Genomic DNA, 23,548 nt, shown 5'->3' on the forward strand with positions numbered 1-23,548 from the left:
GGCTCAGAAAAACGTCAGGCCGACCTGGAACAGGCGTTCGACATCGCGGATGTGTTTTTTGTCGACCAGGAACAGGATCACGTGGTCGCCGGATTCGATCACCGTGGCATCGTGGGCAATCAGCACTTCCTCGGCCCGGATGATCGCGCCGATGGTAGTGCCCGGCGGCAGCGGGATGTGCCTGATGGCACGGCCGACCACTTTGCTTGACTTGGCGTCGCCGTGGGCAATGGCCTCGATAGCTTCGGCGGCGCCGCGGCGCAACGAGTGCACGCTGACGATGTCGCCACGCCGCACGTGGGTCAGCAGGGTGCCGATGGTGGCCAGCTGCGGGCTGATGGCGATGTCGATCTCGCCACCTTGAACCAGGTCGACATAGGCCGGGTTGTTGATCAGGGTCATCACCTTGCGCGCGCCGAGGCGCTTGGCCAGCAAGGACGACATGATATTGGCCTCGTCGTCATTGGTCAGGGCGAGGAAGATGTCGGCGTCGCTGATGTTCTCCTCGACCAGCAGGTCCCTGTCCGAGGCGCTGCCTTGCAGGACCACGGTGCTGTCGAGGTTTTCCGAGAGGTAGCGGCAACGCGCCGGGTTCATCTCGATGATCTTCACCTGGTAGCGGCTCTCGATGGCCTCGGCCAGGCGTTCGCCGATATGCCCGCCGCCGGCGATCACTACCTTTTTGTAGCTGACTTCGAGGCGGCGCATCTCGCTCATCACCGCGCGGATGTGGCCCTTGGCGGCGATGAAAAACACCTCGTCGTCGGCCTCGATCACGGTATCGCCCTGGGGAATGATCGGTCGGTTACGGCGGAATATCGCCGCAACACGGGTATCGACATTGGGCATGTGCTCGCGCAACTGACGCAGTTGCTGGCCGACCAGCGGGCCGCCGTAGTAAGCCTTGACCGCCACCAGCTGGGCCTTGCCATCGGCGAAGTCGATCACCTGCAGCGCGCCGGGGTATTCGATGAGGCGCTTGATGTAGTTGGTCACCACCTGCTCGGGGCTGATCAGCACGTCGACCGGGATCGACTCGTTGTTAAACAAACCACTGCGCGTCAGGTAAGCAGCCTCACGCACGCGGGCGATCTTGGTCGGGGTATGGAACAGGCTGTAAGCCACCTGACAGGCGATCATGTTGACTTCGTCGCTGTTGGTCACCGCCACCAGCATGTCGGCATCGTCGGCACCGGCCTGGCGCAATACTGTGGGGAATGAGCCGCGGCCTTGTACGGTGCGGATATCCAGGCGGTCACCGAGGTCGCGCAGGCGGTCGGCGTCGGTGTCGACCACGGTGATGTCGTTGGCCTCGCTGGCCAGGTGTTCTGCCAGCGTGCCACCGACCTGACCGGCACCGAGAATGATGATTTTCACGTAATTGCTCCTGCAAACCTGATCAGTGGGGAGACGCGGATATCTTGCTCAGCTTGGCATAGTAAAAACCATCATGGCCGTCGATTTGCGGCAGGAGCTGGCGACCATGAGCGGGCTGCAGGCCGAAGTCAGCGCTGATCTGCAGCTCGCTGGCGCTTGGCGTGCGGGCGAGAAAGGCGGCGATGGTGTCGCTGTTTTCCATGGGCAGCACCGAGCAGGTGGCGTACAGCAGGATGCCGCCGACTTCCAGGGTCGGCCACAGGGCATCCAGCAACTCGCCTTGCAACTGGGCCAGTGCGGGAATATCCGAGGGCTGACGGGTCAGCTTGATGTCTGGGTGGCGGCGAATTACCCCGGTGGCCGAGCACGGCGCATCGAGCAGAATCCGCTGGAACGGTTGGCCGTCCCACCAGGTCGCCGTATCACGACCGTCGGCGGCGATCAGCTCGGCGTCGAGGTTGAGGCGCTTGAGGTTTTCGCGCACCCGCACCAGGCGCTTCTCTTCCAAGTCTACCGCCACCACGCCAGCCAGTGCGGGTTCGGCTTCGAGCAGGTGGCAGGTCTTGCCGCCCGGTGCGCAACAGGCATCCAGCACCCGTTGCCCGGGTGCCAGTTCGAGCAGCTCGGCGGCCAGTTGCGCGGCTTCATCCTGCACGCTGACCCGGCCTGCGGCGAACCCCGGCAGGGTGGTGACATCGCACGCCTGGAGCAAACGAATACCGTCATGGCTGAACACGCAGGGTTCGCTGGCGAATCCACTCTGCCGCAGCTCTGCCAGGTAGTCATCACGGCTGCCGAGGCGCCGATTGACCCGCAGGATCAGCGGTGGATGGGCATTGTTGGCCGCGCAGATGGCTTGCCAGTGATCGGGCCACTGGGCTTTCAGAGCTTTCTGCAGCCAGCGCGGATGGGCGGTGTGCAGCACCGGGTCGCGGTCCAGTTCGACCAGCAGGGCCTCATGCTCACGCTGGGCGTTGCGCAGCACGGCATTCAGTAGGCCCTTGAGCGACGGCTTCTTCAGCTTGTCGACACAGGCCACCGTCTCACCGATGGCGGCGTGGGCCGGGATACGGGTATAGAACAGCTGATACAGACCGATCAGCAGCAACGCCTCGACGTCACGATCAACTGCCTTGAAGGGCTTTTGCAGCAGTTTTTCGGCGATCAGGGCCAGGCGCGGCTGCCAGCGGGCAGTACCGAAGGCCAGATCCTGGGCCAGGCCGCGGTCGCGCGCCTCGACCTTGTCCAGCAGCGGCGGCAGGCTGCTGCCCAGTGAGGCCTTGCCATTGAGCACCACAGCCAGGGCGCGTGCGGCAGCGAGACGCGGGTTCATGCGTATGTCCTCATCATTGCAGCACCAGGCCCGCGGCAAACTGCTCGCGGCGACTGTTGTACAGGTCACTGAAGTTCAGCGCTTTGCCGCCGGGCAGTTGCAGGCGGGTTAGGCGCAGCGCACCTTGGCCGCAGGCCACCGTCAGACCCAGTTTGTCGGCCGCAAGGATGGTGCCCGGGGCACCAGCACCCTCGCCCGGCTCGGCTGCATGCACCTTCAAGGTTTCACCGTTCAGCGTGCTGTGGCAGATCGGCCAGGGGTTGAACGCGCGTACCAGCCGCTCGAGTTCCACGGCCGGGCGTGTCCAGTCGAGACGCGCCTCGTCCTTGTTCAGTTTGTGTGCGTACGTCGCCAGGCTGTCGTCCTGCACCTCACCTTGCAGCGTACCGGCGGACAGGCCCGCGATGGCCTGCAGCACTGCCTGCGGGCCGAGGCTGGCCAGACGGTCGTGCAGGCTACCGCCGGTGTCGTCGGCGGTGATCGGCGTGAACACTTTGAGCAGCATCGGCCCGGTGTCCAGGCCTGCTTCCATCTGCATCACGGTGACCCCGGACTGACTATCACCGGCCTCGATGGCGCGCTGGATCGGTGCGGCACCGCGCCAGCGCGGCAGCAAGGAGGCATGACTGTTGATGCAACCCAGGCGCGGAATATCCAGCACCACCTGCGGCAGGATCAGGCCGTAGGCCACCACCACCAGCAAATCGGGGTTGAGCGCGGCCAACTCCGCCTGGGCCGCCGGATCGCGCAGGGTTTGCGGTTGATAGACCGGAATCTGCTGCTGCACAGCGAGCTGCTTGACCGGGCTGGCGGCGAGTTTCTGCCCGCGGCCGGCCGGGCGATCCGGCTGGCTATACACCGCAATGATCTGGTGAGGGCTATCGAGCAGGGCCTTCAGGTGTTCGGCGGCGAACTCCGGGGTGCCGGCAAAGACGATACGCAGTGCTTCAGTCATGGGGGCTCGCTAAAGGAAAAGGCTATGTGCCAGTCAGGCGGTTAAGGCGTTTTGTGCTGACCGGTCGCTCTGCATGGGCCGCGGACGGCACCCTGCGATATTGCGCGATCTCGCACTCAAGCCGCCTCTGGGGTGCCGGCACCAAAGAAAAAGGCTTGCCGCGGCAAGCCTTTGCAGGTGTGGCTCAAGCCTGCTGGCGATGTTGCTTTTCCAGCTTCTTCTTGATCCGGTCGCGCTTGAGGTTGGACAGGTAATCGACGAACAGCTTGCCGTTGAGGTGGTCGCATTCGTGCTGGATACACACCGCCAGCAGGCCTTCGGCGATCAGCTCAAAGGCCTGGCCATCGCGATCCAGGGCCTTGATCCTGACCTTTTGTGGGCGGTCGACGTTCTCGTAGAAGCCAGGCACCGACAGGCAGCCTTCCTGGTACTGGTCCATCTCGTCGGTCAGCGTCTCGAACTCGGGGTTGATGAACACCCGTGGCTCGCTCCTGTCTTCGGACAGATCCATCACCACCAGACGCTTGTGTACGTTGACCTGGGTCGCAGCCAGGCCGATGCCAGGCGCTTCGTACATGGTTTCAAACATGTCATCGATCAGCTGACGCAAAGCGTCGTCGACCGTGTCCACCGGCTTGGCAATGGTGCGCAAGCGTGGATCGGGAAATTCAAGGATGTTTAATATAGCCATATGCGTTTGTGATGCACTTGTGGAATAAAGTCAAAATCCGCTGCTAAGATGATGCGCAGCATTGAAAAACGGCTTCACGCCGCAGTACTACTGGGTTTAGTCGCGGCGCTAGGGCGCTCCACGTGAAGGCACATAATAAAGGGATTCACCGCATGAGGAAATCACTACTCGCCCTGCTATTGCTTGCCGCTAGCGGCTTGGCCCAGGCCGAAGTGCAACTCAAGGACGGTCACCCAGACCGTTATACCGTGGTCAAGGGCGATACCCTCTGGGATATTTCCGGGCGGTTTCTTAGTCAGCCGTGGAAATGGCCAGAAATCTGGCACGCCAATCCGCAAGTGGCAAACCCCCATCTGATCTACCCTGGCGACCAACTCAGCCTAGTCTACATTGATGGCCAACCCCGCTTGATGCTCAGCCGAGGCGAGTCGCGCGGCACCATCAAGCTGTCGCCACAAATCCGCAGCACGCCGATGGCCGAAGCCATTCCGACGATTCCACTGGGGGCGATCAACAGCTTTTTGCTGAGCAACCGTATCGTCGATACCCCTGAACAATTCCAGCTGGCACCCTACATTGTCGCCGGCGAAGCCGAGCGGGTGGTCAGCGGCGCCGGTGATCGTGTCTATGCCCGTGGGGTGTTCGACGAAGCCGCGCCGGTATATGGCATCTTCCGTCAGGGCAAAACCTACGTCGATCCGGACACCCAGGAGTTCCTCGGGATCAACGCCGATGACATCGGTGGCGGTGAGATCGTTGCCGAAGAAGGCGATATCGGCACCATGACCCTGACCCGCTCGACCCAGGAAGTGCGGCTTGGCGACCGTCTGTTCGCGACCGAAGAGCGGGCGATCACCTCGACCTTTATGCCCAGCGAGCCGAGCAGCGAAATCAACGGCTTGATTCTCGACGTTCCACGTGGCGTGACCCAGATCGGCCAGTTCGACGTGGTCACCCTGAACAAGGGCGTGCGTGATGGCCTGGCCGAGGGCAACGTGCTGGCGGTGTACAAGACCGGTGAAACCGTGCGCGACCGGGTCACGGGTGAAGCGGTGAAGATCCCCGATGAGCGGGCTGGTTTGTTGATGGTGTTCCGCGCCTACGACAAGCTCAGCTACGGCCTGATCCTTGGTGCCAACCGCCAGCTCGCGGTGATGGACAAAGTGCGTAACCCGTAACGCCCCGACCCCAGCCGCGCGCTTGCGCGGTTGGGGTTTCCGCTGCACCGCTACCTGCCGCCCTGAACCTTGTAGAGGTTTGCGGGCGCGACCGATCAAGGACGATCGTCATGGCACAATCCCCCAGCTACTGCATATCCCCTGCCGAACTCGAAGCCCGCCTGCGCTTGCACAGCTTGCCGGAGCTTGGGCCGCGGCGTTTTCGCAAATTGCTCAGCGCCTTTGACAGCGCTTCCGCTGCCCTCAGTGCGCCGGCCAGTGCCTGGCGCTCGCTGGGCTTGCCGGCCGTTTGCGCCGAGGCCCGGCGCAGCAGCGAGGTGCGTGAGTCTGCTGCGGCGGCCCTGGCCTGGCTGGAGGCTGAGCGCCATCATGTGTTGATGTGGGACGATCCTGCGTACCCGGGCTTGCTTGCCGAACTCAATGATGCCCCGCCCCTGCTCTATGTGGCCGGTGATCCGGCGTTGCTCGAACTGCCGCAACTGGCCATGGTCGGCAGTCGCCGTGCTTCCCGGCCTGGGCTGGACACCGCGCACAGCTTCGCGCGCAGCCTGGCTGCCGGCGGCTTTGTCATCACCAGCGGCCTGGCCCTGGGCATTGACGGCGCCGCCCACCAAGGTGCGCTCGATGTGGCGGGCAAAACCATTGCGGTACTCGGTACCGGCCTGCAGCGCCTGTATCCGGCGCGGCACCGGCAATTGGCGGCGGATATCGTCGAGCACGGCGGCGCGCTGGTGTCCGAGCTGACGCTGGACTGCCCTCCCCATGCGAGCAATTTCCCCAGGCGCAACCGCATCATCAGCGGCCTGTCCCTCGGCGTATTGGTGGTCGAGGCCAGCCCGTCCAGCGGCTCGCTGATCACCGCGCGGCTGGCAGCCGAACAAGGCCGCGAGGTGTATGCCATTCCCGGCTCGATCCACCACCCGGGTGCGCGCGGTTGTCATCAGTTGATCCGCGATGGCGCCGTGCTGGTGGAAAGTATCGAGCATATTCTCGAAGCGTTGCGCGGTTGGCAGCTGCAGCCGCCGCTGGCGAACGAGGCGAGCTTCAAGCATCCGCTGCTCGACTTGCTGCACGCGGCGCCGCACAGCAGTGAGGCCCTGGCGGCGGCCAGCGGTTGGCCGTTTTCGCAGGTATTGGCGGCCCTCACCGAACTGGAATTGGATGGCCATATCGCCTGCGAAGGTGGACGCTGGGTGGGCCGCGCTCGCTAGCTTGGATACACTGCGTGGCAGCCTTTATCCGGAGAGCAGAATGGTCAGCAATTGGCAGGTACAGCAGGCGGCGCGTGTGGTGCGTCAGGGCGGCGTAATCGCATACCCGACCGAAGCGGTGTGGGGGCTCGGCTGCGACCCGTGGAACGAAAGCGCAGTGGCGCGGCTATTGGCCCTGAAAGAACGGCCGATGAGCAAGGGCCTGATTCTGGTGGCGGACTGCATTGAGCAATTCGATTTTCTTCTCGACGATTTGCCGGATATTTGGCGTGACCGTCTGGCCGGTACCTGGCCAGGACCCAATACCTGGCTGGTGCCGCATCAGCAGCGCCTGCCCGAGTGGATCACCGGTGAGCACAGCAGCGTCGCCCTGCGCGTCAGCGACCACCCGCTGGTGCGTGAACTCTGCGCACTCACCGGCCCGCTGGTGTCGACTTCGGCCAACCCGGCTGGTCGCCCGGCTGCCCGCTCACGCCTGCGGGTCGAGCAGTACTTTCCGCAGCAACTGGACAAGGTGCTTGGCGGTGCCTTGGGTGGGCGCAAGAACCCCAGCCTGATTCGCGACTTGATCAGCGGCGATGTGATCAGGCCGTCTTGATTGAACACCCAGCCCGGGCCGAGCCAGGGCTGCTTTAGTCCTCGTCACCACCACCCGCCGGACGATAACTGCTGCGCTGCAGGCCATGGCGCTGCATTTTTTCGTTGAGGGTGCGCCGTGGCAGCTGCAACAACGCCATGACCTCGGTGATATTGCCCTGGCAGTGCTGCAAGGCGCGGTGCAGGCATTGCGCCTCGAAGGCCTCGATTTGCTCGGCGAGGGACTGCGTGAGCAACTCTCCCGAGTGTTCGACCGGGGCACTCAGGCCCAGGGCATGGCGCTCGGCGGCGTTGATCAGCTCGCGCACATTACCCGGCCAGTCGTGACCCAGTAGCCGCGCCAACTCGGTCGGTTGCAGGGGTGGCAGCTCGCGGCCGTGACGTTCGGCGGCTTCGCGGGCGAAGTGCTCGAATAGCAGGGGAATGTCCTCACGGCGCTCGCGCAGTGGCGGAATACGCAGGCTGGCGACATTCAGGCGGTAGTACAGATCCTCGCGGAAACGCCCGGCACGCACTTCATCGAGCAGGTCCGGCTTGACCGCACTGATCACCCGCAGGTCGACCTGGATACTGCGATTGGAACCGAGTCGTTCCAGGGTCTTCTCCTGCAGCACCCGCAGCAGCTTGACCTGTTGCGCCAGCGGCAGGCTTTCCACCTCGTCGAGGAACAGGGTGCCGCCGTCGGCATGCTCGATGCGGCCGATGCGCTTGCCCTGGGCGCCAGTGAAGGCGCCACTTTCGTGGCCGAACAGCTCGCTCTCGAACAGTTGCTCCGGGATCGCCGCACAGTTGAGGGCGACGAAGGGCTTGCCGGCGCGCGTGCTGAAGTCATGCAGGCAGCGGGCGACCCGCTCTTTACCGCTGCCGGTTTCGCCACGAATCAGGATATTCACCGAGGTCCCGGCCAGTTCGAGGATCTGTCGGCGCAGGGTTTCCATCGGTCGCGAGACGCCGAGCAGCTGCGCCTCGATATGATCCTTGAGGGCGAACTGCTGGCGCAGCTGGCGGTTTTCACAGACCAGCCGACGCTTGTCCAGGGCGCGGCGCACGCTGTCGAGCAGGCGCTCGGGGGTGAAGGGCTTCTCGATAAAATCGTAGGCGCCCTGGCGCAACGCCTGCACCGCCATGGGCACATCGCCGTGGCCGGTAACCAGGATCACCGGCAGGTCGCGATCCAGCTCCAGCAGCTTGTCCAGCAGTTGCAAGCCATCGGTGCCGGGCATGCGTACATCACTGATGACGATTCCGGGGAAGTCGCGGTCGATCAGCGCCAGCGCCTGGGTCGCGCTGGCACAGCTTTGCACGCGAAAATCCGAGAGCTCCAGCCACTGCTGCACCGCCTCGCGGATTGCCTCTTCATCGTCGACGACTATCACTTGCCCGGTCATATCACCTCCTGATCAATCGACGGCAGTGTAACTGCCTTGATACGTGTAGGGTGCGCCGTGCGCAGCAGCAGGCGGGTGGTATGCGTTAGTCGGTGAGCACAGCGCACCCTACGCTGCCGCCGGCAGCCTGAGGGTAAACACCGCGCCTTCCGGGCCATTGCTCACCTCCAGGCTGCCGCCCAGTTCGCGGACGATGCCGTAGGACACCGCCAGGCCAAGGCCCAAGCCCTGGCCCACCGGTTTGGTGGTGAAGAATGGCTCGAACACGCGTGTCAGGTTTTCCTCGGCAATGCCGCCGCCGCTGTCCGTGATAGTCAGCAGGCAGCGCTCGCCCTGGCGCTGGATCGACACGCTGAGCAGCCGCTGCTCGACGCCGGCCATGGCATCCAGCGCGTTGTTGAGCAGATTGAGCAGCACTTGTTCGAGGCGGATCGCATCGCCCAGCACCATGGCGTTGCTGTCAGTTTCGCAGTGCAACACCACCTGTTCGCTGCGCAGGCGTGGCGCCAGCAGTTGCAGCGCCTGCTCCAGCACATCGCCCAGGCGCAAGCGTTCGCTGAGGCCAGCCGGGCTCTTGCGGGCGAAGGTTTTCAGGTGTCCGGTCAGCCCGGCCATGCGCTGCAATAATGCGTCGATACGGCGCAAGCCTTCGTGTACATCGGCCTGGCGACCGCTGTCGAGCAGCAGGCGCAGACTGCCCAGTTGCATCTGCATGGCGGTCAGCGGTTGGTTGATCTCGTGGGCCATGGCTGCCGACATCTGCCCCAGGGCCGCCATCTTTGCCGCATGCACCAGACCCTCCTGGGCCTCGCGCAACTCGGCGGTGCGCAGCGCCACTTCGCGCTCAAGGCGCTCGCGAATGCCTGCCTGCAGGCGCTGGTTCTTGCGCCGCTGGGCGAGAAACAGCAGGAGAAACGCCAAGGTCATCCACACCCCGGCGGCGGCCAGGCGGTAGCTGCGCACGCTGTCGACCAGCGCTTGCGGCTCGACCAGCAGGTGCAGGGTCCAGTCTTCTTCGGGTAGCGCCAGGCGTTGCCAGAGGTAGTCGCGGCGCCCGTCCGGGCCATCGACTCGGCGCCACTCGCTGTCCTCGCCGATGCGCTTGCGCAGCTCGCTGGCCAGCGGTTGCAGCGCCTGCTCGGCGTACTTGCGCACCTCCACCAGTTCGCCACGGGCCTGTGCGCTCAACGCGTGCAGGGTGAGAAAGCGCCAGGCCGGGCGACTGCTGAGAATCACCACCGAGTAGCTGTCGGCCACCAGCAACACCCCGGACTGCCCGGCCCACTCGCGCTGCAGTTCCTCCAGTTCGAGCTTGGCCACCAGCACGCCGAGTACCACGCCGTCATCGTCGCGCACCACGTGGGAGAGGAAATAGCCGGGAATCCCGGTGGTCACGCCCACCGCGAAATAGCGCCCGGACGACTGGCGCACGGCATCCTGAAAATAGGGGCGGAAGGCGTAGTTGTTGCCGACGAAGCTGCTCCAGTCGCGCCAGTTGCTCGCCACCAGCGTCTCGCCCTGGCTGTCGAGCAGATAGAGCACGGTGGAGCCGGCGGCGGCGTTCAACTGCTCCAGGCGCTGGTTGAGTTTCTCGCGCAGCAGGCGATCATTCGGCGCATGCAGCAGCGACTTGATATCGCTGTCCAGGGCCAGCACCTCGGGCACCGAGCGAAAGCGCTCGACCAGGGTATGCAGCGACTGGGCATAGAGTTGCAACTGGCCACGCGCCTCGACGCTGCGCTCCTGCCAGGCGCGCTGCTCGGCATAACGCCCGGCCAGCCACATGCTGGCGAGCAAGCCGAGGAGAATCAGCAGCACGATCAGGATGACGCGAAAACGCTGGAAAAAAGCAGTCATGCACGGCTCGACTCGACCCAATCCCGGCATGGTAAGGCAAAGCGCTCGGCATCGCTGCCGGTTTGTTCGACGGCCGCCAACGGCTATAGTCGCCACTCGGCCGGTTCGGCCAACGAGCGACTCAGCATGGCAAAGACCAAGGTAGATCAAGCAACCAGCCCGCGCTTCTGGCGCGACCCGGCCCTGCCGTTCGTGGAAGCGCGGGATGTGCTGGACGGGCGCCAGCTGTGCTACGCGCCGCACTCCCATGGGTTTTTCTCGATCGGCGTCATCACCCGTGGACGCAGCACCTACCTCAACGAAAAGGCCCGCGAACGGGTCGCCGCCGGCACCGTGGTGCTGATGAATCCGGGTGATGTGCATGCCTGCAATCCCCTCGACGGTCAGGCGTGGTCTTATCGCATGTTCTATGTCGACGTGGCCTGGCTGACCGAACTGCAGCACCAGCTGGGCTTCAGTCACAACCAACCGCTGCGCGCCTTCGCCGCTATTCTCAGCCGCGACCCCGTGCTCTATCGCGGCCTGAATCGCCTCTATCGCCTGCTCGGCGACGACCAGGCCGAGGTCATGCACAAGCATTGCGCGCTGCTGGATTTTTTCGCCGAGCTGCAGCAACGCCTCGACCCCGCGCCGGCCAAGCGCCGCGAGGACAACCCGCGCCTGCGCCTGGCCGCCGAGTTGATCCACGAACGCTGCACCGAGGCGCTGAAGCTGGAGGATATCTGTGCGGCGGCCGGGCTTTCAGCGTCCTATCTGACCCGCAGTTTCCGGCGCTGCTACGGCATGACCCCGCATGCCTATCTGATCAACAGCCGCGTCCAATTCGCCCAGGCCCGCCTCAGGCGTGGCGGGCAGATCGCCGAGGTCGCCCTGGCGGCCGGTTTCGCCGACCAGGCGCACCTGCAACGCACCTTCAAGCAACTGCTCGCCGCCACCCCCGGGCAATACCGCTACGTGCACTGATCACCACAGCAGCAGATAAAGCGCGGACGCCACCAGCAGCAGGGCCAGACCGCGATTGAACAGGCGCATGCGCCGCGGCTGTTCGAGGTACTGGCGCAGGAAGGCGCCGGCATAGGCCCAGCAGGCGATCGACAGGTAACAGATGACGAAATACAGCGCGGCGAACTGGCCAACCAGAGACAGCTCACCATTGGCCGCGAACGCCCCTATGCCGGCCAGCGATGCCAGCCACGCCTTGGGGTTGAGCCACTGCATCGCCGCGCCGCTGAGCAACCCGGGCGCGCGCTGCGCCTTGCCGCTGTCGAGGCGACCGTCGTCGCGCGCCAAGCCATAGGCCATATAGAGCAAAAAGGCCACGCCGGCCCCATGCAGCAGGGTCTTCAGTGGTGGCCACTGCGCCAACAGCTGTTGCAGGCCCAAACCCATGGCCAATAACAGCAGGGTAAAACCCAGGGTCGCCCCGGTCACATGCCACAGGCTGGCGCGCAGGCCATAACGCGCGCCGGCGCTAAGCGCCACCAGATTGACCGGGCCGGGGGAAATCGAAGAGGCCAGGGCAAAGGCCGCCATGGAAAGCAGAAGAGTCATCGCACACCTGTCAGCATTGCCAGAAAGAAGGCGAAGACTGATCGATGGTTACATCGCGGTATTGAAGGAAACTGCCCTGTCCCCGGCAGCTGCCTGGTAAAAGCGGCAGCACTGGCGCAGAAGTAAATCCGCGTTGCTCTTGTGGGCGGGGCCGGGCGGCGCTCCGCGTTAGCCGCGACTACAGATTGGTGGCCGGAATGTTCTGTCGCGGGCATGGCCCGCTCCCATCATAAAACAAATAACTCATTGTTTTATATATAGAAAATTTTACGAAATCTTGTCGTAGCCAGTAACTGTAGGATGGTGTTGAGCGCAGCGATACCCATCGAGCGATTCATACCTGTATCCGGTTGTTGTGGCTGAAATCCATGATGGGTCACGGCACGGTTATTCTGCTGGCAGCAGGTCAATTTGTGGGCGCCTAACCTAGGCGGCCCCACCTACGCGGCCCGACCTAGGCGGCCCCACCCATCCTGCGGTCTTGATCCTTGAGCACCTAGTTTGCTGTACGACGGGTGATCTCCTACAAGGACCCTTGGCAGGCCGCAGGACGGTGCGGGTCTAGGGCCGCTCGTGGCTGCCGTTGGCGTGCGGCTTGATCGCTAGCGCCTGACCTTGCTCGCCGGTTCGCCGCCGATGCCGAAGTGGTTGCTCGGCATCTCGGTGATGATCACCCGCACCCGTTCGATCGGCGCGTCCAGTGAGCGCGACATGGCCTCGCTGACTTCGCGGATCAGGGTTTCCTTCTGCTCGTTGCTGCGACCTTCAAGAATGTACAACTGGGCGATAGGCATGGTTCTGCTCCTGCAAAAAACGGCCGGCGCGCAAGCCGGCCGCACAAGGTTTAAACGAAGCGCGCGGACACCGAGCCGAGGCCCTGGTAGCGCACGGTGATGTTGTCGCCCGGCGCCACCGGCACGGCGGCGGTGATGCCGCCGGTCATGATGAAGGTACCGGCCGGGATGTGTTCGCCGCGCTCGGCCAGCAGGTTGGCCAGCATCGCCACGCTGGACAGCGGATGGCCGAGCACCGCGGCGCCGGCGCCGAGTTCCACCACTTCGCCGTTCTTCTCCATGACCACGCCGAGGGTGCGCAGGTCGACCTCCTCCAGGCTGGCCATGCGTCCGCCAGTGATGAAGCGGGTTGAGGAGGCGTTATCGGCGACCACGCTGATCAGGTCGAACTTGAAGTTCTCGTAGCGCGAGTCGATCACCTCGACGGTGGGGATCACGTAGTCGATCGCCGCGATCACGTCACCCAGGTGGCAGCCCGGACCGTGCAGCGGCGCCTTGGTTACCACCGAGATTTCCGCCTCGATCTTCGGGTGGATCAGCTTGGAGCAATCCACCACGCCGCCGTCCGGCACGCTGAAGTAGTCGGCGAGGAAGCCGTAGATCGGCGTTTCCACGCCCATCTGCGCCATCTTCGCCCAGGAGGTCAGGCCCATCTTCAGGCCGACGATCTTGTTGCCGCGGGCTTCCTTGCGCCGGCGGATTTCCCACTGCACGTCGTAGGCGTCGGCGAAGGTCATCTCGGGGAAGTCGTTGGTCACCTTGCCGATGTCGTGGACATTCAGCTCGGCGTTTTCGATGTGCTCGGCCAGGGCCAGCACCTGTTCGCGGGTCAGGGTACGGTTCATGCGCTCACCTTCTGCTGCTGACGGGCCCGGGCCATGTCCAGGGCCAGGTCTTCGATCATGTCTTCCTGGCCACCGACGGTGCCGCGCCGGCCCAGTTCGACCAGGATGTCGCGGGCCGAGACGCCGTATTTCTTCTCGGCGCGCTGGGCAAACAGCAGGAACGAGCTGTACACCCCGGCGTAGCCCAGGGTCAGGGCGTCGCGGTCGACGCGGATCGGCTGATCCATCATCGGCACCACCAGGTCCTCGGCGACGTCCATGATCTTGTACAGGTCGATGCCGGTCTCCACGCCCATGCGTTTGCACACCGCGACGAACACCTCCAGCGGGGTGTTGCCGGCACCGGCGCCGAGGCCGGCGACCGAGCCGTCGATGCGTATGGCACCGGCCTCGATGGCAGCCAGCGAGTTGGCGATGGCCATGCCCATGTTGTGGTGGCCGTGGAAGCCGACCTCGGTGGCCGGGTTCAGTTCGGCGCGCAGCAGGCCGATTTTCTCGCTGACTTCATCGGGCAGCATGTAGCCAGCCGAGTCGGTGCAATAGATGCAGTTGGCGCCGTAGCTCTCCATCAGCTTGGCCTGTTCCAGGACTTTCTCGGCGCTGATCATGTGCGCCATCATCAGGAAGCCGACGGTGTCGACGCCGAGCTTGCGCGCCATGCCGATGTGCTGCTCGGAGACGTCGGCCTCGGTGCAGTGGGTGGCCACGCGGATGGTCGAGACGCCGCAGTCCAGCGCCATGCGCAGGTGCTCGACGGTGCCGATGCCGGGCAGCAGCAGGGCCGAGACCTTGGCCTGCTTGAGGTGCGGGATCACCGCGCGCAGGTACTCCTCGTCGCTGTGCGCCGGGAAGCCGTAGTTGATCGAACGACCGCCGAGGCCGTCGCCGTGGGTGATCTCGATCAGCGGCATGCCGGCGGCGTCGAGGCCGGTGGCGACCGCGACCATCTGCTCCAGGCTGATCTGGTGGCGCTTGGCGTGCATGCCGTCGCGCAGGCTCATGTCGTGCAGGATGACGCTCTTGCCGTGCAAATTCATGGTGCTACTCCTCACGCGAACGCGATGTCGCGACGCGGCAGTTGAATGGTGCCAGCGGCGATTTCCTCGGCGAACATCTCGCCGGTGCGCAGCGCGGCGGCGGTCATGATGTCGAGGTTGCCGGCGTACTTGGGCAGGTAGTCGCCCAGGCCTTCGACTTCCATGAAGATCGACACGCGGTTGCCGTCGAACACCGGGCCGTTCTTCAGGCGGTAGCCGGGTACGTATTTCTGCACCTCGACGATCATTGCGTGGACCGAGGCGGTGATCGCGGCCTGGTCCGGCTCGCTGTCGGTCAGGCAGTGGATGGTGTCGCGCATCATCAGCGGCGGCTCGGCCGGGTTGATGACGATAATCGCCTTACCTTCCCTGGCGCCGCCGACCTGCTCGATGGCACCGGCGGTGGTGCGGGTGAACTCATCGATATTCTTGCGCGTGCCCGGGCCGACCGAGCGCGAGGAGACGGTGGCGACGATCTCGGCGTAGGCCACCGGCTGCACGCGGGACACCGCGGCGACCATGGGGATGGTGGCCTGACCGCCGCAGGTGACCATGTTGACGTTCATTTCCAGGCGGCCGACGTGCTGCTTGAGGTTGACCGGCGGCACGCAGTAGGGGCCGATGGCCGCCGGGGTCAGGTCGACCATCAGCACGCCCAGCGCGTTGAGCTTGCGACTGTTTTCGGCATGCACATAAGCCGAAGTGGCATCGAAAGCGATGCGGATGTCGTCGTCCAGCACGTGCGGCAGCAGGCCGTCGACGCCATCGGCAGTGGTCTTCATGCCGAATTCGCGGGCACGCTTGAGGCCGTCGGAGTTGGGGTCGATGCCAACCATCCACACCGGCTCGATCCACTCGGAACGCAGCATCTTCATCACCAGATCGGTACCGATATTGCCGGGGCCGATAATGGCCGCCTTGAGTTTCTTGCTCATGGGTCTGTCCTCTGTTCGATCAGGTAAAGCGCACGGAGGCGCTGCCGATGCCGCCGATCTCGACGCGCATAAAGTCGCCGGCCTTGACCGGCTCCAGGGGTACCAGCGAACCGGAGAGGATCACTTCGCCAGCCTTCAGCGGGATGCCGAAACGGCCGAGGGTGTTGGCCAGCCAGGCCACGCAGTTGACCGGCGAACCCAGGGCCGCGGCGCCGGCGCCGGTGCTGAGCAGCTGGCCGTTCTTCTCTACCAGCATGCCGCAGGTGACCAGGTCGACCTGGCGTGGCGACACCGCCGTGTCGCCGAGCACGAACAGGCCGCAGGAGGCGTTGTCCGCCACGGTGTCCTCGATCTTGATTTTCCAGTCGCGGATGCGCGAGTCGACGATCTCGAAGCAGGGCATCACGCACTCGGTGGCGGCCAGCACGTCGGCGTTGGTCACGCCGGGGCCGATCAGGTCCTTCTTCAGGATGAAGGCGATCTCGCCCTCGGCCTTGGGCTGCATCAGCCGTTGGCTGATCGGCACGGCTTCACCGCTGTTGAACACCATGGCGTCGGTCAGGTAGCCGAAGTCCGGCTGATACACGCCCAGCATGTTCTGTACTGCCTTACTGGTGACGCCGATCTTCTTGCCGATGATCTTCTCGCCGGCAGCCAGCCGGCGTTCGAGCATGCGCAGGGAGATGTGGTAGGCATCGTCGATGCTGATGGCGAAACCGCGCTCGGTCAGCGGGCTGACTGCTTCACGGTTGAGCATCGCCTGGTACAGCTCGTCGCCGAGCTCGTTGATCAATATCTGGTCCATGCTTGTCTCTCTCTCAGGAAAGGGGTGCGGCCTCGGTGAGGAAATCCTCGACCAGGCGGGCGAAACGGCCGGCGTGTTCGATCTGGGTCCAGTGGCCGCAGTGGCCGTAGATGTGCAATTGGGCGTTGGGGATCCAGTGGGCCAGGGTCAGCGAGGTCTCCAGCGGGATGATCTGGTCTTCGCGGCCATGCACTACCAGGGTCTGGTGGGGCAGCGCGCGGATCGCCCGCTCGTCGCTGCACAGCGCCTCGACCCAGCGCTGGCGCGGGGCCGGGAACATGGCAGCGAAGGACTCCTGAAAGCCTGGACGGATGCTGGCCTGGTAACGCAGCTCGGCCAGTTCGTCGTTGACCAGGCCGCGGTCGAAGGCGAAGAAGTCGAGCAGCGCGCGCATATTGGCCAGCGATGGCGTGTAGCCCCATGCGGCGTCCAGGCCCGGGGTCAACTCGAAGGGCACGCCGACGCTGCCCATCAGCACCAGCCGACGGACTCGCTCGGGATGCCGTACAGCCAGGGCCAGGGCGATGGCGCCGCCGAAGGAATTGCCAACCAGGTCGGCCTGGGCGATGCCCAGGGCATCCAGCACGCCGAGGGCATGCAGCACCCAGGTGTCGAGGTTGTAGTGAGCATCCGCGGGGCGCTCGCTGTAACCGAAGCCGAGCATGTCCGGGGCGATCACCCGGCGGTTCTGGGCCAGCGCCGGCATGACCAGGCGCCAGTTGGCCCAGGCAGTGACGCCGGGACCGGAGCCGTGGATCAGCAGCAGCGGAAAGCCGCTGCCCTGCTCCAGCAGGTTGGTGCGCCAGCCGGCCGCGAGGATCTGCCGACCCACCTCGGGGCTATGCGCCCGTGCTTGTGTAGGTGCCTCCATGGATGCACTCATGGTCACCTCAGAGTTTCACGCAGATGTTTTTCAGCTCGGTGTAGAACTCCAGCGAGTGCACACCCCCTTCGCGGCCGATGCCTGACTGCTTGCTGCCGCCGAACGCGGTGCGCAGGTCACGCAGGAACCAGCTGTTGACCCAGACGATGCCCGCCTCGATCTGCCCGGCGACGCGGTGGGCGCGCGAGCTGTTCTCGGTCCAGATCGCCGATGCCAGACCGTAGGGCAGGCTGTTGGCCAGTTCGATGGCCTCCTCTTCGCTGTCGAACGGACGGATGTGGCAGCAGGGGCCGAAGATTTCCTCGGTGACCACCGCCGAATCGTCGGCCAGGCCGGTCCAGATGGTCGGCTGCACCCAGGCGCCGCCGGCCAGGTGTGTCGGCATCTCTGGCACGCCGCCGCCGGTGATGACGTTGGCACCGTCGTCGCGCGCCTGCTGGTAGTAGCTGAGGACTTTTTCCCGGTGTTTGAGGCTGACCAAAGGGCCGAAGTTGCTGCTCGCGTCGTCCGGCGGGCCGATCACCAGGCTCTCGGCACCGGCCTTGAGGCGGGCGACGAACGCGTCGAAGATCGAGCGTTCGACATACACCCGCTCGGTGCCCAGGCAGACCTGGCCGCAGTTGGCGAAGGCCGAGCGCAGGGTGCCCTCGATGGCCTTGTCCATATCGCAGTCGGCGAACACGATGCCGGCGTTCTTGCCACCCAGTTCCAGCGACACCTGACGCACGCCCTTGGCCGCGGCGCGCATGATGGTTTCGCCGGTGCCGGTTTCGCCGGTGAAGGTGTAGGCATCGACGTCCGGGTGGGCGGTGAGGAAGGCGCCGGCCGAGTTGCCGCCGAAGCCGTGCACCACGTTGTACACGCCGGCCGGTACACCAGCAGCCTGCATCACCTCACCGAGCAGCGCGGTGGTGGTGGGGGTTTCCTCGGAGGGTTTGACCACCACCGTGTTGCCGCAGGCCAGCGCCGGGCCGACCTTCCAGGTCATCAGCAACAGCGGCAGGTTCCACGGGCTGATCACCCCGATCACGCCTTTGGGTCGGCGCACACCGTAATTGAGCGCGCCGGCACCGTCCGGGGTGGCCATCTCGAAGGCCTCGGTGGGCACGTTCTTCACCAGGTCGGCGAATACCGAGAAGTTGGCCGCGCCGCGCGGGATGTCGATGTGGCTGGCCAGCGACTTGGGTTTGCCGGTGTCTAGGCACTCGGCCTCGAGGAACTCGTCGAAACGTGCGGTGATGCCGGCGGCGACACGATGAAGAATCTCGGTGCGCTGGGCCACGTTCATCTTGCCCCAAGGGCCCTTGAGCGCGGCGCGGGCGGCCTTGACCGCGGCGTCGACCTCGGCCTCGCCGGCCTCATGGACCTTGGCGATTACCTGGCCATTAGCCGGATTGACGTTGTCGAACAGCTTGCCGCTGGCCGAACCGACGTACTCGCCGTTAATGAAATGTTTGATCTCTTTCATCTGCGCAATCTCTGCAATAAGTCGAGCGGGGCTTTTTTGATTTATGAAAAAACGCTCAGGTCAGCACGGTAAGGAAACGTTCGTTGAGGACCCGGTCGTGGTAGAAGATCGCCTTGCCCAGTTGGTCGGCGGTCCAGGTCACCACTGGGTGATCGGGGTAGTGGTAGTCGCCGCCGCAGAACACTTCGTTGCGGTTGCCGGACGGGTCGAAGAAGTAGATGGTCTTGCCGTGGGTCAGGCCGTGACGGGTCGGGCCGATGTCGATCGAGGTGTCGGTCATGCTGATCAGGTCGGCCGCGCGCAGCACGTCCTCCCAGGTCTCGAGGAAGAACGAGGCATGGTGGAAACGGCCCTTCTCCGGGTGGAGGATGAACGCCACGTCGTGGGCCTTCATGCACAGGCTGAGGAACTGGGCGATGCGTGTGCCGCCATCGAGCACCTGTTCGGCGAGGGTGAAGCCGAGCACCTCGGTGAACAGGCGCAGGGTTTCGTCGAGTTCGTCGCCGTATAGCAGGCAATGGTCGAAACGCACCGCGCGCATGCCTTTGAGGCCACGCGGCCAGGCTTCCGGGTTGACCTCTTCAAGGCCCCATTTGCCGGTGACCTGCTTCTGCGCGAACAGCTCGAAGCGGTGTCCGGAGGGTGAGGTGAATTGCACTCGCCGGCCGCAGTCCTTGAGATCGCCGGCCGGCAGTTCTTCGACCTGGCAGCCGAACGCTTGTAACTCGCCGGCCAGGCGGGTCAGGCAGGCATCGTCGATCACCTTGAAACCCATGAAATCCATGCCCGGCTCGTCGGCCTCGCGCAGCACCACGGAGAACTTGTCGGTCTCGGTCCAGGCCTTGAGATAAACCCGACCTTGCTCGTCGCGGTCGACCTCGATCAGGCCGAGCAGCTCGACGTAGTGTTCCAGGGCCTTGGCCATGTCCAGCACGCGCAGTTGCACGTGGCCGGGACGCATCACACCTTTTTTCATAACGACACCTTTTGTCTTTGTTGTGGGTCGACCGTGTTTTCGCTGCACGGCTTTTGATAACGCTCGATACACAGATCGCTGCGGGCAAACAGGCGGCAGGCCAGGGCGTAGCCCTGTTCGCGGGCCTCGCTCGGCACATGCTTGCAGCTCATCCGCCCGCACTCGTAGTCGCCGGCCAGCACCCGCACCTTGCACAGGCCACAGCCGCCACCGCGGCAACCGACTGGCACGCAGAGCAGGCCCTGTTGTTCCATGGCGGCAAGGACCGACAGCGTCTCGTCGCAGCTGAAATGCTGGCCACTGCTGGCCTCGGTCACTTGATACTGTCTGCCCATGGCGGCGGGCCTCAGATGCGTTTGAACAGCGCGGAACGCTGGCCGTCGCCTGCGCCATCGGCCGCGGTGAGGAAGCGCTCCATAAAGATGTCGCGTTCGAACAGGCGGCCCTGCATCAGGGTGCTGATGGCCGCGTCGATCATCGGTGGCGGTCCGCACAGGTAGGCTTTGTGCCCCGTGAAACGGCCATCGAAATGAGCCTTGGCGGCGTCATGCACGAAGCCCTTGAAGCCCTGCCAGTGCGGGTCGTCGGTGGCCTGGCTGAGCGCCGGCACATAGGTGAAATTGGCGTGCGCGCGGGCCAGGCCCTCAAACAGTTCGCGGTTGTACAGTTCGGCGACGTTGCGCGCGCCCTGGAACAGGGTGATCTGGCGGCTGTCGCCCTGTGCCAGCAGGTCGAGGATCATCGACTGCGGGCTGGACAAGCCCGAGCCACCGGCCATGAAAATCAGGTCGCCCGGCTGCGAGCCACGCACGAAGAACTGCCCATAAGGGCCAGACAACTGCAGTTGATCGCCGACCTTGAGTTGCTGGTGGATATAGCTGGTGGCGGCGCCGCCCTCGACCAGGCGTACATGCAGTTCCACCTCGCTGTCCTGGCCCGACGGGTTGGCCAGGGAGAACGCCCGGCTGCCGTCGATACCCGGCAGGTCGAGGTTGATGTATTGCCCGGACTGGAAGGCCATCGGCCGATCCAAGCGCAGGTGCAGGCCCTTGATGGTCGGCGACAGCTCGACGATGGCCGTGACCGTGGCGCTGAAATCCGCCACTGGATGGCCGAGGAAGTCGGGATCGACATCAATGTCCGCTTCGATGGTCACATCGCTCTGCACGGTGGCGCAGCAGGCCAGTACCTTGCCCTCTTCACGCTCGATGTCCATCAGGGCGAAGGGTGAGGCGGCGCCGATCTCGACGTCGCCTTCCAGCACCTGCACTTTGCAGGTGGCACAGGTGCCATGACCGCAGGCGAAGGGCAGCCACACGCCCTGACGCAGGGCGGCCTGGAGGATGGTCTGGCCTTCCTCCACCTCGATCACTTCGCCGGTCGGTTCGATGGTGACGGTGTAACTCATGGGGCTCACCTCAACTCGCGGAGTTACCCAGGCCGTTCAGGCCGGGGGTTTGCAGACGCAGCATGTCCTTGTGGCGCAGGCCGTTGGCATCCAGGCTGGCGGCGAAATCCGGCGCCCAGGGCTCGTCGTTGAGCAGCCAGATGCTGGCGCTGAAATCGACCTTGGCGGTGTCCGGGTGAGCGGCCATGGCCGGACGCAGCACCTGCTCGCACAACTCGCTGAAGCCCATGGCCGGACTCACTGCCAGAGCGAATGGCGAGCTGAACATCAGGTGACGATCCCAGCCTACATACAGCAGGCGATTGCCATGGAAGTTGGCTTCGAGGTCGAGCGGCGGGAATTCATAAGGCCCGATGGAATTGACGGTCATGAAAAGGTTCCTCTTGTTCTTGGTATGGGAAGGAACGGGACGGCACTGCCGTCCCGCGCCGGCTCAGCTCGCCTTGGGTAGCGGGGCGACGGCCGGATTCAAGCCTTTCCACTGCAGCCAGCGCTGGTGCTCGGGCGAGCCGAGGTACTCGAAGTTGTCCTCGCCGATATTGATGTTGTAGTAGTCGCGCACCACCGACTCGACGTCGGCACCACCGCAGTTGCCCTGGTAGATCTGGTGCACCGGCAGCCAGGCCTGGACATACTTTTGCGGCTGGTTCTTGAAGATGTCGCAGCAGCCATCCGAGCAGAAGTGGTAACGCTCGCCCTCGTGCACATGGCTGCGATGGCTGAGCTGGGTGGCGTCGTCCGGCTCGGTGAAGATGGTCGGGATCTGGCACACCTGGCACAGCTGCGGCAGGGTGTTGTTGTAGAAACGCTCGCCCTTTTCCTGCTGCTCGCGCCAGAAGGTGAAGCGCTCGCGGTAGTACTTGTCGAAAGTGTTCGGGTACTTGGCCGACAGCCAGTCCATCTCCTCCTCGTTGGGCATCCAGGTGTGGAAGTTGGTGGCCTGGCTGTACTGGTAGAAGGTCGCCCAGGCTTGGTGGGAGACGTGCTCCTTGCCGATAGTCGACTGCTCGACGTACTTCGGCGCACGGATGCCGTAACGCTCCAGATCCTTGAACAGCGCGCCGCCGGCCTCCTCGAAATAGACTTCCCAGGCTTCGGCCCAGGACATCACTTTGTTCGGCAGCATGTAGTCCATCATCATCCCGACCAGCGACAGCAGGCGGTTGCCGCGCCAGAACCACTTGTCGATCCAGCCCTGGATGATCGGCACGTTGTCCTCGTGCTGCTCGAGCATGAACTTGATCACTTCCAGGCCCAGGGTCATGTGCCGTGCCTCGTCGGACTGCGCCGAGAAGCCGAAGGTGACGGTGGCCATGTCGCCGTTGTAGGCCGCGCCAGACATGAAGGGCACGAACAGCAGGTTGGTCAGCACGTACTCGAAGGAGAACGAGATGGCGGTGAGGAACTCGAACGGCCCGGCCGTGCGCGCATCGTCGAAGAACGACTTGGGCACCGAGAGGAACCACACCCGGTCGTGCATATGAGCGAAGTCATGCAGGCCGTTGAAGTGCTTGTTGTAGTGGCTCATCGCATGCACTTGAGTCTGCACGTGGCGCAGCTCGTCAATCGCCTGCATCTGGCAGGCGACCCGCGCACCGGCGCCGCTGAATTGCCGGCCGACCCGGGCAAAACCCTGGAATGCCTGGTACTCGCAGGGGCTGATGCCACCCAGGAACAGCTTTAGCGCATTGACGTAGCGCGCATCGGAGATGGTCTGCTGGCCGTTGTTCTGGGCGAAAGCATCGAGAATGGCGTAGAGCTTCTTCTCTTTTTCGGCCTGGTACTTCCAGTAGGAATCCATGGTCAGGCGGAAGGGGTCTTCCCACTTGTCCCAGTCGGTGATCTTGATGCCCTCGAAATCCTCGTGGGGGAAGATGTCCTTCTTGTCCTGGTAGCTAGGCTCCCAGTCGAGGTCGCGGGTCAGGTAGCGGTACTTGTCTTTTAGGCCGAGTTTTTTCTTGGTAGCGGTCATGGCTTGGCTCCTACTAATTTTTCCACTCGAGAACGAAGGCGTCGTCGTCTTCATCGACGTTGCCGCCGATGGTGATTACGTCCAGCAGCATTTCCTGCACGTCCCAGGCGCGGCCGAGCCGCTCTTCCATGGTGTCGCGACGGATCTCCAGACGGCCTTCGGCCTCGATGCGAATCATTGCCGGCTGGTGCTGGACCACCGCATGCGGGTTGTCATGGGTGATGCCATCCACCAGGTAGCGGGCGTTGTCGTTGTCCTGCAGGACGAGGTAAACAAGCGACATGGTC

24 protein-coding genes are annotated in these 23,548 nt (G+C 64.2%); 4 read left to right on the forward strand and 20 right to left on the reverse strand.

Annotated elements, in window-relative coordinates; translation table 11 throughout:
- Window positions 1-3: 3 nt before the first annotated feature.
- The 4 genes from trkA to def form a co-directional block, all read right to left on the reverse strand.
- Entirely contained in the window at window positions 4-1,377 is a 1,374-nt protein-coding gene (gene trkA, locus Q8K09_RS00590) for a Trk system potassium transporter TrkA (protein WP_305252956.1), read from the reverse strand.
- 22 nt (window positions 1,378-1,399) lie between these two features.
- The gene (gene rsmB, locus Q8K09_RS00595; protein WP_305252957.1) at window positions 1,400-2,710 is read right to left on the reverse strand and encodes a 16S rRNA (cytosine(967)-C(5))-methyltransferase RsmB; all 1,311 of its coding nucleotides are present in this window, start codon (window positions 2,708-2,710) and stop codon (window positions 1,400-1,402) included.
- 13 nt (window positions 2,711-2,723) lie between these two features.
- A complete protein-coding gene (gene fmt, locus Q8K09_RS00600) occupies window positions 2,724-3,665 on the reverse strand; it encodes a methionyl-tRNA formyltransferase (RefSeq protein WP_305252959.1) in 942 nt (313 codons plus the stop codon).
- 184 nt (window positions 3,666-3,849) lie between these two features.
- Window positions 3,850-4,356, reverse strand: coding sequence for a peptide deformylase (def, locus tag Q8K09_RS00605; protein ID WP_305252961.1), 507 nt, complete (start codon window positions 4,354-4,356; stop codon window positions 3,850-3,852).
- 152 nt (window positions 4,357-4,508) lie between these two features.
- Between def and Q8K09_RS00610 the strand changes: the two genes are divergently transcribed.
- The 3 genes from Q8K09_RS00610 (at window position 4,509) to Q8K09_RS00620 (ending at window position 7,343) form a co-directional block, all read left to right on the forward strand.
- Window positions 4,509-5,534, forward strand: a complete 1,026-nt coding sequence (locus Q8K09_RS00610) for a LysM peptidoglycan-binding domain-containing protein (RefSeq protein ID WP_305252963.1) — start codon at window positions 4,509-4,511, stop codon at window positions 5,532-5,534.
- Window positions 5,535-5,644: 110 nt separating this feature from the next.
- Window positions 5,645-6,745 (forward strand): DNA-processing protein DprA, encoded by a 1,101-nt coding sequence (gene dprA / locus Q8K09_RS00615; RefSeq protein ID WP_305252965.1) that lies wholly within the window; start codon window positions 5,645-5,647, stop codon window positions 6,743-6,745.
- Window positions 6,746-6,785: 40 nt separating this feature from the next.
- Window positions 6,786-7,343 (forward strand): L-threonylcarbamoyladenylate synthase, encoded by a 558-nt coding sequence (locus Q8K09_RS00620; RefSeq protein WP_305252966.1) that lies wholly within the window; start codon window positions 6,786-6,788, stop codon window positions 7,341-7,343.
- 34 nt (window positions 7,344-7,377) lie between these two features.
- Here the strand turns inward: Q8K09_RS00620 and Q8K09_RS00625 are convergent, their stop codons facing one another.
- Window positions 7,378-8,730 carry a sigma-54 dependent transcriptional regulator gene (locus tag Q8K09_RS00625; protein ID WP_305252967.1) on the reverse strand — a complete coding sequence of 451 codons (1,353 nt, stop codon included), beginning with the start codon at window positions 8,728-8,730 and terminating at the stop codon, window positions 7,378-7,380.
- A 108-nt stretch (window positions 8,731-8,838) separates the two neighbouring features.
- Entirely contained in the window at window positions 8,839-10,587 is a 1,749-nt protein-coding gene (locus Q8K09_RS00630; protein WP_305252968.1) for an ATP-binding protein, read from the reverse strand.
- A gap of 126 nt (window positions 10,588-10,713) precedes the next feature.
- Between Q8K09_RS00630 and Q8K09_RS00635 the strand changes: the two genes are divergently transcribed.
- Window positions 10,714-11,550, forward strand: a complete 837-nt coding sequence (locus Q8K09_RS00635) for an AraC family transcriptional regulator (protein ID WP_305252969.1) — start codon at window positions 10,714-10,716, stop codon at window positions 11,548-11,550.
- Here Q8K09_RS00635 and Q8K09_RS00640 read toward each other — a convergent pair whose 3' ends face one another.
- From Q8K09_RS00640 to Q8K09_RS00705, 14 genes are all read right to left on the reverse strand, one after another.
- Window positions 11,551-12,138, reverse strand: a complete 588-nt coding sequence (locus Q8K09_RS00640; protein WP_305252970.1) for a LysE family translocator — start codon at window positions 12,136-12,138, stop codon at window positions 11,551-11,553. It abuts the gene before it with no gap.
- Window positions 12,139-12,740: 602 nt separating this feature from the next.
- Window positions 12,741-12,977, reverse strand: coding sequence for a 2-hydroxymuconate tautomerase (locus tag Q8K09_RS00645; RefSeq protein ID WP_305252971.1), 237 nt, complete (start codon window positions 12,975-12,977; stop codon window positions 12,741-12,743).
- Window positions 12,978-12,982: 5 nt separating this feature from the next.
- Window positions 12,983-13,777 (reverse strand): 2-oxo-3-hexenedioate decarboxylase, encoded by a 795-nt coding sequence (dmpH, locus tag Q8K09_RS00650; RefSeq protein ID WP_305252972.1) that lies wholly within the window; start codon window positions 13,775-13,777, stop codon window positions 12,983-12,985.
- The gene (gene dmpG, locus Q8K09_RS00655) at window positions 13,774-14,814 is read right to left on the reverse strand and encodes a 4-hydroxy-2-oxovalerate aldolase (RefSeq protein ID WP_305252973.1); all 1,041 of its coding nucleotides are present in this window, start codon (window positions 14,812-14,814) and stop codon (window positions 13,774-13,776) included. Before dmpG ends, dmpH begins: the two co-directional genes overlap by 4 nt.
- 11 nt (window positions 14,815-14,825) lie before the next feature.
- Window positions 14,826-15,749: an acetaldehyde dehydrogenase (acetylating) gene (locus Q8K09_RS00660; protein WP_305252974.1), complete on the reverse strand. Its 924-nt coding sequence runs from the start codon at window positions 15,747-15,749 to the stop codon at window positions 14,826-14,828.
- A 19-nt stretch (window positions 15,750-15,768) separates the two neighbouring features.
- Window positions 15,769-16,554 (reverse strand): 2-oxopent-4-enoate hydratase, encoded by a 786-nt coding sequence (gene dmpE, locus Q8K09_RS00665; RefSeq protein WP_305252976.1) that lies wholly within the window; start codon window positions 16,552-16,554, stop codon window positions 15,769-15,771.
- 13 nt (window positions 16,555-16,567) lie between these two features.
- The gene (locus Q8K09_RS00670) at window positions 16,568-17,425 is read right to left on the reverse strand and encodes an alpha/beta fold hydrolase (protein WP_305253077.1); all 858 of its coding nucleotides are present in this window, start codon (window positions 17,423-17,425) and stop codon (window positions 16,568-16,570) included.
- Between the two features lie 19 nt (window positions 17,426-17,444).
- Complete coding sequence (locus tag Q8K09_RS00675) at window positions 17,445-18,905, reverse strand: 2-hydroxymuconic semialdehyde dehydrogenase (RefSeq protein ID WP_305252977.1); 1,461 nt, start codon at window positions 18,903-18,905, stop codon at window positions 17,445-17,447.
- Window positions 18,906-18,960: 55 nt separating this feature from the next.
- Complete coding sequence (locus Q8K09_RS00680) at window positions 18,961-19,881, reverse strand: catechol 2,3-dioxygenase (protein ID WP_305252980.1); 921 nt, start codon at window positions 19,879-19,881, stop codon at window positions 18,961-18,963.
- A complete protein-coding gene (locus Q8K09_RS00685) occupies window positions 19,878-20,216 on the reverse strand; it encodes a 2Fe-2S iron-sulfur cluster binding domain-containing protein (RefSeq protein ID WP_305252982.1) in 339 nt (112 codons plus the stop codon). Before Q8K09_RS00685 ends, Q8K09_RS00680 begins: the two co-directional genes overlap by 4 nt.
- A gap of 11 nt (window positions 20,217-20,227) precedes the next feature.
- Window positions 20,228-21,289 carry an NADH:ubiquinone reductase (Na(+)-transporting) subunit F gene (locus Q8K09_RS00690; RefSeq protein WP_305252984.1) on the reverse strand — a complete coding sequence of 354 codons (1,062 nt, stop codon included), beginning with the start codon at window positions 21,287-21,289 and terminating at the stop codon, window positions 20,228-20,230.
- A 10-nt stretch (window positions 21,290-21,299) separates the two neighbouring features.
- Complete coding sequence (locus tag Q8K09_RS00695) at window positions 21,300-21,659, reverse strand: phenol hydroxylase subunit P4 (protein WP_305252986.1); 360 nt, start codon at window positions 21,657-21,659, stop codon at window positions 21,300-21,302.
- 63 nt (window positions 21,660-21,722) lie between these two features.
- Window positions 21,723-23,261, reverse strand: coding sequence for an aromatic/alkene/methane monooxygenase hydroxylase/oxygenase subunit alpha (locus Q8K09_RS00700; protein ID WP_305252987.1), 1,539 nt, complete (start codon window positions 23,259-23,261; stop codon window positions 21,723-21,725).
- Between the two features lie 13 nt (window positions 23,262-23,274).
- Window positions 23,275-23,544 carry an MmoB/DmpM family protein gene (locus tag Q8K09_RS00705; protein ID WP_238044628.1) on the reverse strand — a complete coding sequence of 90 codons (270 nt, stop codon included), beginning with the start codon at window positions 23,542-23,544 and terminating at the stop codon, window positions 23,275-23,277.
- Window positions 23,545-23,548: the final 4 nt, after the last annotated feature.

Origin of the sequence: Pseudomonas sp. (assembly GCF_030683065.1) — a bacterium.
Taxonomy (GTDB): domain Bacteria; phylum Pseudomonadota; class Gammaproteobacteria; order Pseudomonadales; family Pseudomonadaceae; genus Aquipseudomonas.